Origin of the sequence: Streptomyces sp. AC555_RSS877 (genome assembly GCF_019049245.1) — a bacterium.
Classification (GTDB): Bacteria; Actinomycetota; Actinomycetes; order Streptomycetales; family Streptomycetaceae; genus Streptomyces.
On record NZ_JAGMUK010000221.1, the window covers coordinates 271,694 to 287,506 of the forward strand.

Annotated in this window: 15 protein-coding genes and 1 tRNA gene; 7 read left to right on the forward strand and 9 right to left on the reverse strand. The window is 68.1% G+C overall.

What is annotated here, in order from left to right:
• Window positions 1-10: 10 nt before the first annotated feature.
• The 3 genes from KUM49_RS46410 (at window position 11) to pknB (ending at window position 5,123) form a co-directional block, all read left to right on the forward strand.
• Window positions 11-1,453 (forward strand): FtsW/RodA/SpoVE family cell cycle protein, encoded by a 1,443-nt coding sequence (locus KUM49_RS46410; protein ID WP_217243022.1) that lies wholly within the window; start codon window positions 11-13, stop codon window positions 1,451-1,453.
• On the forward strand, window positions 1,450-2,931 hold the full coding sequence (locus KUM49_RS46415; RefSeq protein WP_217243023.1) for a penicillin-binding protein 2: 1,482 nt from the start codon (window positions 1,450-1,452) through the stop codon (window positions 2,929-2,931). Before KUM49_RS46410 ends, KUM49_RS46415 begins: the two co-directional genes overlap by 4 nt.
• Before the next feature lie 170 nt (window positions 2,932-3,101).
• Complete coding sequence (pknB, locus tag KUM49_RS46420; protein ID WP_217243024.1) at window positions 3,102-5,123, forward strand: Stk1 family PASTA domain-containing Ser/Thr kinase; 2,022 nt, start codon at window positions 3,102-3,104, stop codon at window positions 5,121-5,123.
• An 88-nt stretch (window positions 5,124-5,211) separates the two neighbouring features.
• Here pknB and KUM49_RS46425 read toward each other — a convergent pair whose 3' ends face one another.
• Genes KUM49_RS46425 through KUM49_RS46450 form a run of 6 tightly spaced genes read right to left on the reverse strand, consistent with a single transcriptional unit; the run spans window position 5,212 to window position 9,405 of the window.
• Entirely contained in the window at window positions 5,212-5,970 is a 759-nt protein-coding gene (locus KUM49_RS46425; protein ID WP_217243025.1) for a class E sortase, read from the reverse strand.
• Window positions 5,971-5,983: 13 nt separating this feature from the next.
• Entirely contained in the window at window positions 5,984-7,066 is a 1,083-nt protein-coding gene (locus tag KUM49_RS46430) for a class E sortase (protein ID WP_217243026.1), read from the reverse strand.
• Complete coding sequence (locus KUM49_RS46435; RefSeq protein ID WP_217243027.1) at window positions 7,063-7,701, reverse strand: aminodeoxychorismate/anthranilate synthase component II; 639 nt, start codon at window positions 7,699-7,701, stop codon at window positions 7,063-7,065. Before KUM49_RS46435 ends, KUM49_RS46430 begins: the two co-directional genes overlap by 4 nt.
• Window positions 7,698-7,859: a hypothetical protein gene (locus KUM49_RS46440; protein ID WP_217243028.1), complete on the reverse strand. Its 162-nt coding sequence runs from the start codon at window positions 7,857-7,859 to the stop codon at window positions 7,698-7,700. The genes KUM49_RS46435 and KUM49_RS46440 overlap by 4 nt, the downstream gene beginning before the upstream one ends.
• 52 nt (window positions 7,860-7,911) lie before the next feature.
• Entirely contained in the window at window positions 7,912-8,598 is a 687-nt protein-coding gene (locus KUM49_RS46445) for a class E sortase (protein WP_217243029.1), read from the reverse strand.
• Between the two features lie 27 nt (window positions 8,599-8,625).
• Window positions 8,626-9,405 carry a DUF881 domain-containing protein gene (locus tag KUM49_RS46450; RefSeq protein ID WP_217243030.1) on the reverse strand — a complete coding sequence of 260 codons (780 nt, stop codon included), beginning with the start codon at window positions 9,403-9,405 and terminating at the stop codon, window positions 8,626-8,628.
• Between the two features lie 140 nt (window positions 9,406-9,545).
• On the opposite strand from KUM49_RS46450, the gene crgA reads away from it, so the two are divergent.
• Complete coding sequence (gene crgA, locus KUM49_RS46455) at window positions 9,546-9,800, forward strand: cell division protein CrgA (RefSeq protein ID WP_217243031.1); 255 nt, start codon at window positions 9,546-9,548, stop codon at window positions 9,798-9,800.
• A 264-nt stretch (window positions 9,801-10,064) separates the two neighbouring features.
• Here the strand turns inward: crgA and KUM49_RS46460 are convergent, their stop codons facing one another.
• Window positions 10,065-10,952: a rhomboid family intramembrane serine protease gene (locus KUM49_RS46460; RefSeq protein ID WP_217243032.1), complete on the reverse strand. Its 888-nt coding sequence runs from the start codon at window positions 10,950-10,952 to the stop codon at window positions 10,065-10,067.
• Window positions 10,953-11,052: 100 nt separating this feature from the next.
• Window positions 11,053-11,586 (reverse strand): peptidylprolyl isomerase, encoded by a 534-nt coding sequence (locus KUM49_RS46465; RefSeq protein ID WP_217243033.1) that lies wholly within the window; start codon window positions 11,584-11,586, stop codon window positions 11,053-11,055.
• 365 nt (window positions 11,587-11,951) lie between these two features.
• Here KUM49_RS46465 and KUM49_RS46470 point away from each other — a divergent pair, with 365 nt between their 5' ends.
• Window positions 11,952-12,665, forward strand: a complete 714-nt coding sequence (locus tag KUM49_RS46470; protein WP_217243034.1) for a DUF5324 family protein — start codon at window positions 11,952-11,954, stop codon at window positions 12,663-12,665.
• 189 nt (window positions 12,666-12,854) lie between these two features.
• Here the strand turns inward: KUM49_RS46470 and KUM49_RS46475 are convergent.
• Window positions 12,855-12,927, reverse strand: a tRNA-Ala gene (locus KUM49_RS46475).
• Between the two features lie 183 nt (window positions 12,928-13,110).
• On the opposite strand from KUM49_RS46475, the gene KUM49_RS46480 reads away from it, so the two are divergent.
• Window positions 13,111-13,659, forward strand: a complete 549-nt coding sequence (locus KUM49_RS46480) for a DNA-binding protein (RefSeq protein WP_217243035.1) — start codon at window positions 13,111-13,113, stop codon at window positions 13,657-13,659.
• A 203-nt stretch (window positions 13,660-13,862) separates the two neighbouring features.
• On the forward strand, window positions 13,863-15,813 hold a 1,951-nt coding region (locus KUM49_RS49585; protein WP_254402788.1), incomplete at its 3' end, for a serine/threonine protein kinase.

Consider the following 15,813-nt stretch of genomic DNA (forward strand, 5'->3'; position numbering starts at 1 on the left):
CTGTCACACGATGAGCAGTTCTACCAACCCATCGACGCACCACACGTCCACCATCGGTGCCATCGGCACGCCGAGCCGCCGCAACACCGAGCTCGCGCTGCTGGTGTTCGCCGTGGTGATCCCGGTGTTCGCCTACGCCAACGTGGGCCTGGCGATCAATGACGAGGTGCCGCCCGGTCTGCTGGGCTACGGCCTCGGACTCGGCCTGCTCGCAGGCGTCGGCCATCTCGTCGTACGGAAGTTCGCGCCGTACGCCGACCCGCTGATGCTGCCGCTGGCGACGCTGCTGAACGGGCTCGGGCTGGTCGTCATCTGGCGGCTGGACCAGTCGAAGCGGCTCAGTAACTACGCCGCTGCGGCACCTCGCCAGTTGCTGTACTCCGCGATGGGCGTCGCCCTGCTGGTGGCCGTGCTGATCTTCCTCAAGGACCACCGCGTCCTGCAGCGCTACACCTACATCTCCATGGCCGGCGCGCTGTTCCTGCTGGTCCTGCCGCTCGTGCCCGGACTCGGCGCGAACATCTACGGCGCCAAGATCTGGATCAAGATCCCCGGCCTCGGCACGCTTCAGCCCGGTGAGTTCGCGAAGATCGCTCTTGCGGTGTTCTTCGCCGGCTATCTCATGGTCAAGAGAGACGCCCTGGCCCTGGCAAGCCGCCGCTTCATGGGCCTGTACCTGCCACGCGGTCGTGACCTCGGTCCGATTCTCGTCGTCTGGGTGATCTCGATTCTCATCCTGGTCTTCGAGACCGACCTCGGAACATCCCTGCTGTTCTTCGGAATGTTCATCATCATGCTGTACGTCGCGACCGAGCGGACCAGCTGGATCGTCTTCGGTCTGCTGATGTCCGCGGTCGGCGCCGTCGGCGTGGCCAGCTTCGAGCCGCACATCCAGACGCGTGTGCAGGCCTGGCTGGACCCGATGCGCGAGTTCCAGCTCAGCCGCTCCGGGGCCAGTGACGGCATCGTGCACTCCGAGCAGGCCATGCAGGCCCTGTGGGCCTTCGGCTCCGGCGGCACGCTCGGTACCGGCCTCGGGCAGGGCAACTCCGACCTCATCGGCTTCGCCGCCAACTCCGACTTCATCCTCGCGACCTTCGGCGAGGAACTGGGCCTGGCCGGCGTCATGGCGATCCTGCTGCTCTACGGCCTGATCGTGGAACGCGGGGTGCGCACCGCGCTCGCGGCCCGCGACCCGTTCGGCAAGCTGCTCGCCATCGGCCTGTCCGGCGCCTTCGCCCTCCAGGTCTTCGTCGTGGCGGGCGGTGTCATGGGCCTCATCCCGCTGACCGGTATGACGCTGCCGTTCGTGGCCTACGGCGGTTCGTCCGTCATCGCCAACTGGGCTCTCATCGGCATCCTGTTGCGCATCAGCGACACCGCACGCCGTCCGGCCCCCGCCCCCGCCCCCAGCCCCGACGCCGAGATGACCCAGGTGGTCCGCCCGTCATGAACAAGCCCCTGCGCCGGATCGCGATCTTCTGCGGACTCCTCGTCCTGTCACTGCTCATCCGGGACAACTGGATCCAGTACGTCCAGGCCGACGAGCTCAAGTCCGACAAGGACAACCGCCGCGTCATCATCGAGCGGTACGCCACGCCACGCGGCGACATCATCGTCGACGGCAAGCCGATCACCGGCTCCAAGGAGACCGCCGGCAGCGACTTCAAGTTCAAGCGCACCTACACGAACGGCCCCATGTGGGCGCCCGTCACCGGGTACGCCTCGCAGGCCTTCGGGGCCAACCAGCTGGAGAACATCGAGGACGGCATCCTCACCGGCAACGACGACCGGCTGTTCTTCCGCAACACCCTCGACATGTTCACGGGCGACGAGAAGGAGGGTGGCAACGTGGTCACCACCCTCAACGGCGCCGCGCAGAAGGCCGCGTACAACGGCCTGAAGAAGCAGGGCGGCAAGGGTGCCGTCGTGGCCCTCGACCCGTCCACCGGCGCGATCCTGGCGCTGGCGTCCTACCCGTCGTACGACCCCTCCTCGTTCGCCGGCAACTCCACGACGACCGACACCGAGGCGTGGCAGAAGCTCCAGAAGGCGAACAACGACCAGGACCCGATGCTCAACCGCGCCCTGCGCGAGACCTACCCGCCGGGCTCCACCTTCAAGGTCGTCACCGCCGCCGCCGCGCTGGAGAACGAGCTGTACACCTCGGCGGACGAGAAGACCGACTCGCCGCTGCCCTGGACCATGCCGGGCACCACGACGGTGCTGCCGAACGAGGGCAACATCCCCTGCAAGAACGCCACGTTGCGGGTCGCCCTCCAGTACTCCTGCAACACCGTCTTCGGCAAGGTCGGTTCCGACCTCGGCAACGACAAGATGCTCGCGGAGGCCAAGAAGTTCGGCTTCGGCGAGGAGCACTTCACGCCGATCCGTTCCAGCGCCTCGGTCTTCTCCGAGGACATGGCTCCTTCGGAGGTCGCGCTGTCCTCCATCGGCCAGTTCAACACCGCCGCGACCCCCCTCCAGATGGCGATGGTCGCCTCGGCGATCGCCAACGACGGCTCGTTGATGAAGCCGTACATGGTCGACGAACTCCAGGCTCCGAGCCTCGATCCCATCGAGAAGACCGAGCCGGAGAAGCTGAGCCAGCCGCTGTCGGCGAAGAACGCCCAGATCCTCCAGTCGATGATGGAGACCGTCGTCAAGGACGGCACGGGCAAGAACGCGCAGATCGGCGGCGACATCACCGTGGGCGGCAAGACCGGTACCGCCCAGCACGGCGTCGACAACAGTGAGAAGCCGTACGCCTGGTTCCTCTCGTACGCCAAGCTCGCCGACGGCAGCTCGCCGGTCGCCGTGGCCGTGGTGGTCGAGGACGACAGCGCCGTCCGTGACGACATCTCCGGCGGTGGCCTCGCGGCGCCCATCGCGAAGAACGTGATGGAGGCGGTCATCAACAGCAAGCAGTGACCCCGATCACGTCCCCCTCACATCGGTGCACGTTGCGATACCGGTCCTGTATCGGGTGACGGGCTTGGCCAGGTCACACACGGCCATCCGGGTACGGTAGGCCCGGACGGCAGCCACCCGACCGCACTGATGTGCCGGTCGGGACCGACGGAGAGGGCTGGTAGGAAGCTATGGAAGAGCCGCGTCGCCTCGGCGGCCGGTACGAGCTGGGCCAGGTGCTCGGCCGTGGTGGCATGGCGGAGGTCTACCTCGCACATGACACCCGGCTCGGCCGCACCGTGGCGGTGAAGACGCTGCGCGTGGATCTCGCACGCGACCCGTCCTTCCAGGCCCGGTTCCGCCGGGAGGCCCAGTCGGCCGCCTCGCTCAACCATCCCGCGATCGTCGCGGTCTACGACACGGGCGAGGACTACATCGACGGGGTCTCGATCCCGTACATCGTCATGGAGTACGTCGACGGCTCCACCCTCCGTGAGCTTCTCCACAGCGGCCGCAGGCTGCTGCCGGAGCGCACGCTGGAGATGACCATCGGCATCCTGCAGGCCCTGGAGTACTCGCACCGGGCGGGCATCGTCCACCGCGACATCAAGCCGGCCAACGTCATGCTGACGCGCAACGGCCAGGTCAAGGTGATGGACTTCGGCATCGCCCGCGCCATGGGTGACTCCGGCATGACGATGACGCAGACGTCCGCCGTCATCGGCACCGCCCAGTACCTCTCCCCGGAGCAGGCCAAGGGCGAGCAGGTGGACGCACGGTCCGACCTCTACTCCACGGGCTGTCTGCTCTACGAGCTCCTGACGGTCCGCCCGCCCTTCGTGGGCGACTCCCCGGTGGCGGTCGCGTACCAGCACGTACGGGAGGAGCCGCAGGCCCCGTCCGTGTTCGATCCCGAGCTCACGCCCGAGATGGACGCCATCGTCCTGAAGGCCCTGGTCAAGGACCCGAACTACCGCTACCAGTCCGCCGACGAGATGCGCATCGACATCGAGGCCTGTCTCGACGGCCAGCCAGTGGCTGCCACCGCGGCGATGGGCTCCGTGGGCTACGGCGGCTACCCCGACGACCAGCCGACGACGGCCCTGCGCGCCGACGCGGGCGCCACGACCATGCTCCCGCCCGTGAATCCGGACGACGCCGGCTACGGCTACGACGACCGCCCCGACCGGCGCCGCCAGAACAAGTCGAACACCTCGACGATCCTGCTGGTCGTGGCCGGTGTCCTGGTGCTGGTCGGCGCGATCCTCATCGGCAAGTGGATCTTCGACGGCAGCAGTGCGGGCAACGAGCAGGTGGCCGTGCCCTCCCTCATCGGCCAGACCGAAGCCGATGCCAAGAAGCAGTTGACCAACAGCGACCTGGTGGTGGGGACGGTCACGCCGAAGGCCTGCGAGGAGCAGCCCAAGGGCAATATCTGCGACCAGGACCCCAAAGCCCCGGCCAAGGTCGACAAGAAGACTGTCGTCAACCTGGTCGTCTCGACCGGCGCCCCGAAGGTCACCGTCCCGAGCGTCATCGGCCTGACCCTCGACGAGGCCAAGGACCAGCTCACCGGCGACGACTACGAGTTCACGATCAAGACGGAGACGCGGGTGTCCTCGGACGACCCGGGCTCCGTCCTCGACCAGGACCCGGTCAAGGGCGAGGAAGTGGAGAAGGGCTCCACGATCACCCTGACCATCGCCAAGGCCGAGGAAAAGGCCACGGTCCCGGACGTCCTGGGCAAGTCCTGTGACGAGGCCAAGGCCCAGATGACGGCCAACAACCTGGTCGGCAACTGCACCGAGGTCGAGACCGACGACGTCAACCAGATCGGCAAGGTCATCCAGACCACGCCGCAGGCCGGCACTCCGGCCAACAAGAACTCGTCGGTCAACATCCAGGTCGGCAAGGCGGCGGACAAGACGCAGGTCCCGAGCGTCATCGGCCGAACCGTGGGTGAGGCCAAGCAGATCCTCAACGCGGCCGGCTTCACGAACATCCAGTTCGCCAACGGCAGCGACCAGAGTGACACCGCGTTCGTGCAGCAGCAGGATCCGGGCCCGGGCAACGAGGTCGACGACCCCGCCGGTACCCAGATCACCCTGACGACCATCGGCGTCGGCAACAACGGTGGCAACGGCAACGGCGGCAACGACGACGGCGGCTTCTTCGGCGGCGCCACCGGAACGGCGGCCCGCACCGAGGACTGACCTCCTCCGCCCGGCGCACGGCGAAGCCCCGGCACCCTCCTCAGGAGGATGCCGGGGCTTCGCCGTGCGCCGGGACGCTTCAGTCAGCTCAGCTCAGTTCCGCGGGCGGCGTCCGCTGCTTGTTCACCGCGTCCACCCGCACCAGCTCACCCCAGACGACGTACCGGTACGTGGACGTGAACACCGGCGTGCAGGTCGTCAGGGTGATGTAGTGGCCCGCCTTCTTCTTGCCGGACTCCTTGGGGACCGCCGACAGAACCTTGACGTTGTACTTCGAGGTCTCGGGAAGGACCGCGTAGACCTTGTAGACGTACCACTTGTCCTTCGTCTCGAAGACGATCGGGTCGCCCTTCTTGAGCTTGTCGATGTTGTGGAACTTCGCGCCGTGGCCGTCGCGGTGGGCGGCGAGGCTGAAGTTGCCCTTCTTGCCGGAGGTGGGGAGCGCGGACTTGACCGGGTCGGTGTAGTAGCCGGCGACGCCGTCGTTGAGGATCTTCGACGACGTGCCCTTCTCGACCAGGACCTCACCGTTCTTCATCGCGGGCACGTGCAGGAATCCGATGCCGGCCCCGGGGCTGAAGGCGCCGCGACCGGCGTCCTTCTGCGCGGCCCAGTGGTCGCGGACCTTGTCGCCCTGCTGGTCCGCCTTGCGGTCGGCGAGGACGTTCGTCCACCACAGCGAGTAGACGACGAAGAGGCCGAGGATCAGGCCCGCGGTGATGAGGAGTTCGCCGAAGAGACTGACCGCCAGGGCGATCCGGCCCGTGCCGCGGCGACGCGGTGCGGGCGCGGGCGCGGGTCCGGACGTGCCGGTCTGTTCTGCGGTGCCGTCGGTGGTCGCTGCCACTTGTCATCTGCCCTTACTCGACGAGCGCATCCGGCTTGCCCTTGCTGCGCGACCGTTCCTCGATCATCTTGCCCCAGACGATCAACCGGTACTTGCTGGTGAACTCCGGGGTGCACGTGGTGAGGGTGATGTAGCGACCCGCCGTCGTGAACCCCGACCCCGGGGGAATGGGATCCAGCACGCTGGTGTTGCTCGGCGACGTCACCGGCAGGATCGACTCCATTTTGTAGACGAAGTACTTGTCCTGCGTCTCGACCACGATCGCGTCGCCCCGCTGGAGCCTGTTGATGTACCGGAACGGCTCGCCGTGGGTGTTGCGGTGGCCCGCCAGCCCGAAGTTGCCGGTCTTCGCGTCGGGCATCGCCGTCTTCAGCGGATCCTCGCCGTAGTGGCCGACCATGCCCCGGTCCAGCACCTTCTTGTTGCTGATGCCCTCCGCGATCGGCACCACCACGTCCAGTTTCGGGATGTGCAGCATGGCGAAGCCCTGCCCCGGCGAGAACACCCCGGGGTTGCGCTTGCCGTTCGCCCAGTCGTCCTGGAGGCTGCTCGCCGCCTTGTCCGCCTGCGCATGCGCCCGGACGTTCGTCCACCACAACTGGTAGGTGACGAACAGCAGCATGAGGACGCCGGTGGTGATGAACACCTCACCGATCGCCCGGCTCGCGACGACGGCCGGGCCGGGTTTGCTCGCCCGTGCCCGCTGCCGTGCCTCCACCCGGGAGAGCGGCCTGCCCTCGTCGGGAGAGTCCGGCGACTCCGCAGACGTCTCGGGAGCACCCCCATGACGCCCACGACGCCCCTTGGCGGCCTTTCTCCGGGCCGCACGCCCACCCGCGGGGGATCCAGTGGCAGGCGAGACGGCTGAGGCTCCAGAAGCGGATACGGACTCGCCGCCGACCGGACGCGCCGGCGGCTCGGGTATCCGCAGCGCCACCGTCTCATCGTCGAGGGGCGGTTCGTAGGGCACCCCGTTGCCGAGAGGCGGTTCGTAGGGCACCCCGTTGCCGATGGGCGGTTCGTACGGCACCGAGTCGTACGACTCGTACGGCGCCCCTCCGTACGAGTCCTCGCGCTCGGGGCGCAGCGCGGTCACGCCGTGGCCCTGCCCACCACCGGGGCGAGCCCCGCCGACCTCGCCACCGCGCCCTGGTCCCCGCACTCGAGCAGCCAGTTGGCCAGCATCCGGTGCCCGTGCTCCGTCAGCACCGACTCGGGGTGGAACTGAACCCCCTCGACGGGCAGCTCCCGGTGGCGCAGGCCCATGATGATGCCGTCGTGGGTACGGGCCGTGACCTCCAGCTCGGCCGGGACCGTGGCCGGCTCGGCCGCCAGAGAGTGGTACCGGGTCGCCGTGAAGGGCGTCGGCAGCCCGGCGAAGACGCCGCCGCCCTCGTGCTCGACGAGCGAGGTCTTGCCGTGCAGCAACTCGGGCGCACGGTTCACGACACCGCCGTACGCCACCTGCATCGACTGCATGCCCAGGCACACGCCGAAGACGGGCACGCCGGTCGACGCGCAGTGGCGCACCATGTCGACGCAGATCCCGGCCTCCTCGGGCGTCCCCGGGCCCGGCGACAGCAGTACGCCGTCGAAGCCGTCCTGGGCGTGCGCCGTCGACACCTCGTCGTTGCGCAGCACCTCGCACTCGGCGCCCAGCTGGTACAGGTACTGGACCAGGTTGAAGACGAAGCTGTCGTAGTTGTCGACGACGAGAATCCGCGCGCTCACTGGTTGTCCACCGTCACATCGTTGAAGGGCAGCAGCGGTTCGGCCCACGGGAAGACGTACTGGAAAAGGACGTAGACCACAGCAACGACCAGCACGAGTGAGATGAGCGCCTTCAGCCAGGCGTTCCCCGGCAGATGCCGCCAGATAAAGCTGTACATGCCGTCCCTTCTGTCGCACCACGGCACCGGACTCACGCCGTACCGCACCAGACTAACGGCGCAGGGCCGGTGGTTTCCCTGCCTCCACAGGCTGTGTGGAGTCCAGGTGCGCCCAGACGATCAGCCGGTGGCTGTGCCCCCACTCCGGATCACACGTGGTCAGGGTGAGGTAGCGGCCCGGACGCGTATACCCCGACTTACGTGGCACGGGGTCGATCACCTCGACGTCCGAGGGCACGGTTTTGTAGGGGCCTTTGTCGACCCGATACGTGAACCAGGTCGTCCCGTCCGTCAGCACCACCGCGTCACCCCGCCTCAGCTTCGGAAAGTCCTTGAAGGGATCGCCGTACGTCCGCCGGTGGCCGGCGACCGCGAAGTTGCCCCGCTGTCCGAGCTGCGCGGTCCCCGCGTAGTGCCCGAGGCCCTTCTTCAGGGTCTTGGTCGCGGTGTTCTCCAGCACGGGCTTGTTCCACGTGAAACCAAGCCGCGGAATGTACATGATCGCGAAGGGCTGCCCCGCCGTGTACGCCGCCGGCTCGGGCGGACTCTGAGAACCACCCGTCGTCGCCGTGGGCCGCACGGGCTCCTGTGACCACTGCTCGTGCAACCGGTCGATCTGGTCGTCCATGACATCGTCGGCCTGCACACCTGTCCAGAACAGTACATAGACGACGAACAGGACTATCAGGGCGCCGACGGTGACACACACCTCACTGACGGTCCTGATCACGACGCGCACCGGCAGCTCCTGGGGCCTACTCGGGAGTCACTCCACGGGCTTCGCGTACTGCAGATCCACTGTGCCCGAGTAGCCGGGCAGAGTCACCGCCCCGTCCTCCTCGACTTTCCATCCGAGCCCGTAGACGTTGACGTACACCATGTAGTTCTGGATCGCCGGGCTCTCCGCCAGCGCCTTCTGCAGCGCGTCCGGGTCCCCGACCGCCGTGATCTTGTACGGCGGCGAGTAGACCCGGCCCTGCAGGATCAGCGTGTTGCCCACGCAGCGCACGGCGCTGGTCGAGATCAGCCGCTGGTCCATGACCTTGATGCCCTTGGCCCCGCCCCGCCACAGGGCGTTCACCACGGCCTGGAGGTCCTGCTGGTGGATGACCAGGTAGTCGGGCTGCGGCTCGGGATAGCCGGGGAGCTTGGCCGTAGCGTTGGGCGGGGCGTCGTTGAGCGTGACCGAGACCGCCTTGCCCGAGAGCTTCTGCGTGCCCGCGTTCTTTTCCAGGGCCGCGAGCTTGTCGTCCTCGGCCTTGGTGCTGCCGTCGTCGCGCTCGGCGAGCGAATCGATGTCGCGGCGCAGGACACCGTTGGACTCGTCCAGCTCGCCGTTCTTGCGGCTGCGCTCATGGATGAGGTCGGACAGCTTCAGCAAGGAGGCGTCCGTCCGGATGTTGGTGCCCTTGGCCGTGTCGAAGCTCGTGAAGAAGATGAGCCCCGCGAGAGCGAAGACGGCCGCCGTCAGCACCCGCACGGGCCGGAAACGTCGCCGGCCGGCTGGACTGGATCCCGTCCCGGGAAAGTCGGCAGAATTGCTCAACGTACCCTTATCTCCTTCGGCGGCGCGGAAGCACTACGCTAACGGACGCCCGGGGGAGCACTAAGTGTCCCCTTGTACGCTGCCCCGGAGCCCGCCCCAGTTCCCTGCGCGGCCACAGCGCATCGACAGGAGAGACCCTCGTGCCGAAGTCACGTATCCGCAAGAAGGCCGACTACACGCCGCCCCCGGCGAAGCAGGCGACCACCATCAAGCTGAACAGCCGCTCGTGGGTCGCACCCGTGATGCTGGCCATGTTCCTCATCGGCCTGGCCTGGATCGTCGTCTTCTATGTGACCGACGGTTCGCTGCCGATCGACTCGCTGGACAACTGGAACATCGTGGTGGGCTTCGGCTTCATCGCCGCCGGATTCGGTGTTTCCACACAGTGGAAGTAGCTCTGCCCAGGGGTATCCGCTGAGTTATCCACAGCCCTGCGTAAATTTCCACAGCTGGCTGGGGAAAAGACGACGATCTGTGGATAACCGATCGGAGGTTGACGCCGGTACGACTGACACACCGGTAACCGAAACCCTGTTCGCCCCCTGCCTGACCTGCGGAATCTCGGGTCAGCGACAGGGGGCACAGCTGTTCCCGCACGGTATGCACAGGACTCGCCACTCGCTGTGGACAACGGCCGCTCAGCTGCGGGAACGCGCGCTTCAACCGAGCTGCGCGGTCCTCAGAATTGTCATGACCATGACTACGGCCAGAACCAGCGCACAGGTGCCGTACTGGATCAGGGCGCGGCGCTTGCGCGGCGCGTGGACCATGGCGTAGCCGGTGATGAGGCCGGCCACCAGACCGCCGATGTGCGCCTGCCAGGAGATGTTGAATCCCGGGTTGAACGTGAAGATGAGGTTGATCACCAGCAGGGCGATGATCGGCCGCAGGTCGTAGTTCTGGCGGCGCATGAGGACGGCGGTGGCGCCGAAGAGGCCGAAGATGGCCCCGGAGGCGCCGAGGGTGGCCGTCGTCGGCGAGGAGAGCAGATACGCCAGTGCGCTGCCGGCGAGGCCCGAGACGAAGTAGAGGGCGAGGTAGCGGGCTCTGCCGAGAGCGGCCTCGAGGGGGCCGCCCAGGAACCACAGACTGAGCATGTTGAAGCCGATGTGCCATACCTCGTTGTGCGTGAACATCGAGGTGACCAGGCGGTACCACTCGCCGCCGGCGACGCCTTCGGTGGGCGCGAAGGGGGCGGGCGGCCAGGCACCGATGAGGACCAGGTCGCTCAGCAGGGCGGACCGGGCCTGGACCGCGATGAACACCGCGACGTTGATGCCGACCAGGATCTTGGTGAGCAGGCGGGGGTCGGCCACGATCGTGCCGCCGGCGATGGTGCGCGGCTGGGTGGCGGTGGGGGCGTGGCCGGTGCCGGAGCCGCCGCGCACGCAATCGGGGCACTGGAAGCCGACGGAGGCGCTGACCATGCACTCGGGGCAGATGGGCCGTTCGCAGCGGATACAGCGAATACCCGTCTCGCGGTCCGGGTGCCGGTAGCAGCCGGGCAGGCTCTGGGCGCCCTGCGAGCTGCTTGCCGCCTGGTCCATGGCATCCCCTAAGTCGTCGTACACGTACACCGCCCCGCCCATCCTTACGGACGAGCGGGGCGATTGGTTCCCTTCGCGCAGGCCGGAGAGAGGTCTCGTCTCAGCCTTCGCGAGTCTCGATGACGACCGACTCGATGACGATGTCGTTGACCGGCCGGTCGTTGGGGCGGGTCGTCGGGACGGCGGCGATGGCGTCGACGACCTTCTGGCTGGACGGGTCGGTGATCTCACCGAAGATGGTGTGCTTGCGGTTGAGCCAGGCCGTCGGGGAGACGGTGACGAAGAACTGCGAGCCGTTGGTACCCGGGCCGGCGTTGGCCATGGCCAGCAGGTAGGGCTTGTTGAAGGAGAGGTCGGGGTGGAACTCGTCCTCGAACTCGTAGCCAGGCCCACCGATGCCGGTGCCGAGCGGGTCGCCGCCCTGGATCATGAAGCCGCTGATGACCCGGTGGAAGATCGTGCCGTCATAGAGCTTCTTCGTGGACTTCTCGCCGGTGGCGGGGTGGGTCCACTCGCGCTCGCCCTGGGCGAGCTCGACGAAGTTGCGAACCGTCTTGGGGGCGTGGTTCGGCAGAAGCCGGACTTCGATGTCGCCGTGGTTCGTCTTCAGGGTGGCGTAAAGCTGCTCGGCCACGATCTGCCTTCCGTTGTTCCTCTGTGCCCTTCCGATCCTTGCACGGTTCCTGCCGTGCGTCGCCCGGCACCCGCCCGGGGCCGGGCCTTCGGAGGTTTCGCGGACAGAAATCCGGTCGAGTGGTCACGGGGAGGGGGGCGCTGCGCGGCGATCCGTGGCATTGTCGACGACAAGCTCCCGTTGCCCTGTATTCATCCGCTATTGCACGTGATCATTTCTCGAGCAGTGCTTGATCGCAGATGCTCCGGAGTCTGTGGCTGTGACCCGGATGCCCGCCCTGCACATGCCTAAGAGCTCCCCGACAGGCATGATCCGTAAAAGGGTGGAAAGTCGAAATACCGTACGCCACCGAGGAGGAGGAACCCGTGACCCGCATCGACAGCGTGCGCGCCGCGACCGGCTCGGCGAAGGACAGCGTGCTGCACGCCGCGGAAGTGGTGGCGCCCTACGCCGACACGGCCAAGGACAGGGCCTCGCACTACGCGCAAGAGGCACGCGTACGGCTCGCGCCGAAGGTGTCGCAGGCCGCCGAACAGGCTCGTGTCCAGTACGACGCCCATCTCGCGCCGCGTCTGGAGTCCGCCCGTTCGCAGGCTCTCGCACATGTCCCGCCGAAGGTCGACCATGCCGCCCACGAGGCTGCGACCCGCACCCGTAAGGCGGCCAAGCAGGCCGCCGACTATTCCCGGCCAAGGATCGAGCAGGCGGTGGCCGTGGCGGTCCCCGTCCGCGACGAGGCCGCGGCCCGTAGCGTGGCCGCGTTGGCAGCGCTCCGCGGCCAGGTCTCGCCGAAGGACATCCACAAGCTTGTCCGCAAGCATGAGCGGCGGGCGCGGGCCGGCCGGCTCGCCAAGGCGCTGGCGGTGGCGGGCCTCGTCGCCGGCGGAGCCTTCGCCGCATGGAAGTGGTGGGACAAGCAGGCCAACCCGGACTGGCTGGTCGAGCCGCCCGCCGCCACGGAGGTGCCGGAGTCGAGCCGTCTGGCCTCGGTCGACGGCAGCGGCCAGGCCGTCCTCGACCCGGAGGTGCAGGCCAAGCAGGCCGAGGAGGAGGCCGCACACCGCGACGAACGCGGCTGAGCAAGATATTGGTGTGGGGCGGAAGACCGTGCGTCTTCCGCCCCACTCCGGTCTGTACCTCGTCCCCGGCCGCGCGTGTTTCACGTGAAACACCACCCGCTTGCCAGTGCCGGAGACGTGGGACGTGGTCCCGGCACGAAAAAACGCCCTCCGAACTGCGTTTCCGCAGTTCGGAGGGCGTTTCTCATGTGGAGCCTAGGGGAGTCGAACCCCTGACATCTGCCATGCAAAGACAGCGCTCTACCAACTGAGCTAAGGCCCCGGAAGATGGCCGACCGCCCGGAAGAACCGCGTACCGGGAGGCGACGCAGACCAGAGTACCGGGTCACCCCCCGGATCTCGCAAAAAGATTGGGGGTCCCCGTGGACGACCACTCTCCGTAAGATGCTCCGCGTGGTTCGCTACAGCGAACCACCGTTTTTTGGGGAAGCGATGGGGAGACGCAATGGACGCCGCACAGCAGGAAGCCACCGCAAGAGCGCGGGAACTGCAGCGGAACTGGTATGGGGAGCCGTTGGGGGCGCTCTTCCGTAAGCTCATAGACGATCTTGGTCTCAACCAGGCTCGTCTCGCGGGGGTGCTGGGACTGTCCGCGCCGATGCTGTCGCAGCTGATGAGCGGTCAGCGGGCGAAGATCGGCAATCCCGCCGTGGTCCAGCGGGTGCAACTGCTCCGGGACCTGGCGGGTCAGGTCGCGGACGGCAGCGTCAGCGCGGCCGAGGCGACCGAACGCATGGAGGAGATCAAGAAGTCGCAGGGGGGTTCGGTGCTCAGCAACACCACACAGACGACCAGCAGTTCGGGAGCGCCCACGGTCAAGCGGGTGGTCCGCGAGATCCAGTCGCTGCTGCGCTCGGTGGCGGCCGCGGGAGACATCATCGAGGCGGCTGACACTCTCGCCCCCACCCACCCGGAACTGGCAGAGTTCCTCCGGGTGTACGGGGCGGGCCGCACCTCCGACGCGGTCACGCACTACCAGTCCCACCAGAGCTGAACCCGCGGCCCGGTTACCGGAGGGGGTTCGGCAGCCGGGCCGACGGCCGAGGAGGAACGCGAGGGGGTCGCGTTCCTCGCCGGGAGGGACACGCGGGGGTGTGTCCCACACCGGCGAGGACGCGAGAGGGGTCGTATCGCTCATCACGGGGGAAGCAGGGAGAAGCAAGGGGGTAACCGAAGGGGGAGGGGCGACGCACAACCATGGGTGAGGTCTTCGCCGGCCGGTACGAACTGGCCGATCCGATCGGGCGCGGAGGAGTGGGCGCCGTCTGGCGTGCCTGGGACCACCGCCGCCGCCGGTACGTCGCCGCCAAGGTCCTCCAACAGCGCGACGCGCACGCGCTGTTGCGCTTCGTCCGCGAACAGGCGCTGCGGATCGACCACCCTCATGTGCTCGCGCCCGCCAGCTGGGCCGCCGACGACGACAAGGTCCTGTTCACCATGGACCTGGTCGCCGGCGGTTCGCTGGTCCACCTCGTCAACGACTACGGGCCGCTGCCGCCCGCCTTCGTCTGCACCCTCCTGGACCAGCTCCTGGCGGGACTTGCCGCGGTGCATGCGGAAGGCGTCGTCCACCGCGACGTCAAGCCCGCCAACGTGCTCCTAGAAGCCACCGGTACGGGCCGGCCCCGGCTGCGCCTGTCCGACTTCGGCATCGCGATGCGGCTGGGCGAACCGCGCCTGACCGAGACCAACCTCGTGGTGGGAACGCCCGGTTATCTTGCGCCCGAGCAGATGATGGGCGCGGAACCGGACTTCCCCGCGGACCTGTTCGCCGTGGGGCTGACCGGGCTGTATCTCCTGGAGGGGGCCAAACCCGACGCCAAGGCCCTCATCCAGTATTTCACCGCACACGGCACTCCGAGCGCCCCGCAGGGCATCCCGGACCCGCTGTGGCAGGTCGTGGCCTCGCTCCTGCAGCCCGATCCGCACGCCCGCTTCCGCACGGCCACGGGCGCACGCAAGGCACTCGCATCGGCCGTAGAGCTCCTTCCCGAGCCAGGTCCCGACGACGAGATCATCGAGATTTTCGACCAACTCGGCCCTCTCCCTGCGGGCTTCGCCCCGACCGGCCCGCTCAAGCGGGCACCGGGGGTGGAGACGGGGTCGACTTCGCGATGGCCGACAGAGAGGGCATCCCGGTCGGGAGGAGAGGCCTACTCGCCGGCAGGGGGATCGTCGCCGACGGAAGACAGGGGCTGGTCGGACGAGGGGGCCGCCGGCCGGATGGAGGGACCCGGGTCGGTGGCCGACGCTGCCGGGCGGATGGAGCCCGGGGCCGGAACCGGAGCTGCCGGCCCACCGGGGGAAGCAGCTGGAGTACCGCAGGGGGCCGCAGGGTGGGCGGGCGGTGATGGCGGCCGTGTCCCGTCCACGCCAGGGATGCGTACGCCTTTCCGTCCCGCTGAGGGTCCGCCCTCCCGGCCGGAAGCCGCGGGCATTCCCCTCGGTCCAGAGCCAGGGCACGCCGCTTCCCCGCAGGAAGACGCGAACTCGGCATCCGGATCGACCGACGCTGCTCCAGCCGTACGGCAGGGTGACGCCCCCTTGGCCGCCCGCCCCCGCACGGATCCCTTCGGGCCCGGCCCAGGCACGGGCTCCATGGCCGCCCAGGTCGGCTCGGGCCACATACCCTCTGCTCCTGGTGCAGACTCGGTACCCCCTCACGAGACGAGCGGCGCCACCCCGGTCGGCCAGGCCGCAGAGGCCGTGTCCCCTCATCTCCGTCAGGGCACCGGTTGGACATCGCCCTCGGGCGGGGACGTTCCCCCGCCCGCTCCCGCCCCAACTGCCGTACACCCGCGGTCGTCGGCTCCGACCGCCGAAGGCCTGGAGGCGCAACCGCCCTCCATGTCGGACACCGGCAGCTTCCACCTGCCGCCTCCGCAGACCACCGCCACCAGCCCATCCGCCCAAGCACTCACCTCGCATGAGCCACACGGCCAACCACAGCCGCAGGCACACCAACAACCACAACCACAGGCACACCCGGAGCCACAGCCACAGCCCCACGCTCAGCCACTCCCAACTCCCCTGGCCCCTGCGGCGCCCGCTGTCTCCCCCCACGACCCCACGCACGTCCTCTCCTCCCCCCTGCCTCATGCCGCAGCCCCCCACCACGCCCCGTACACCCCCGCCACGGCCCTGCACC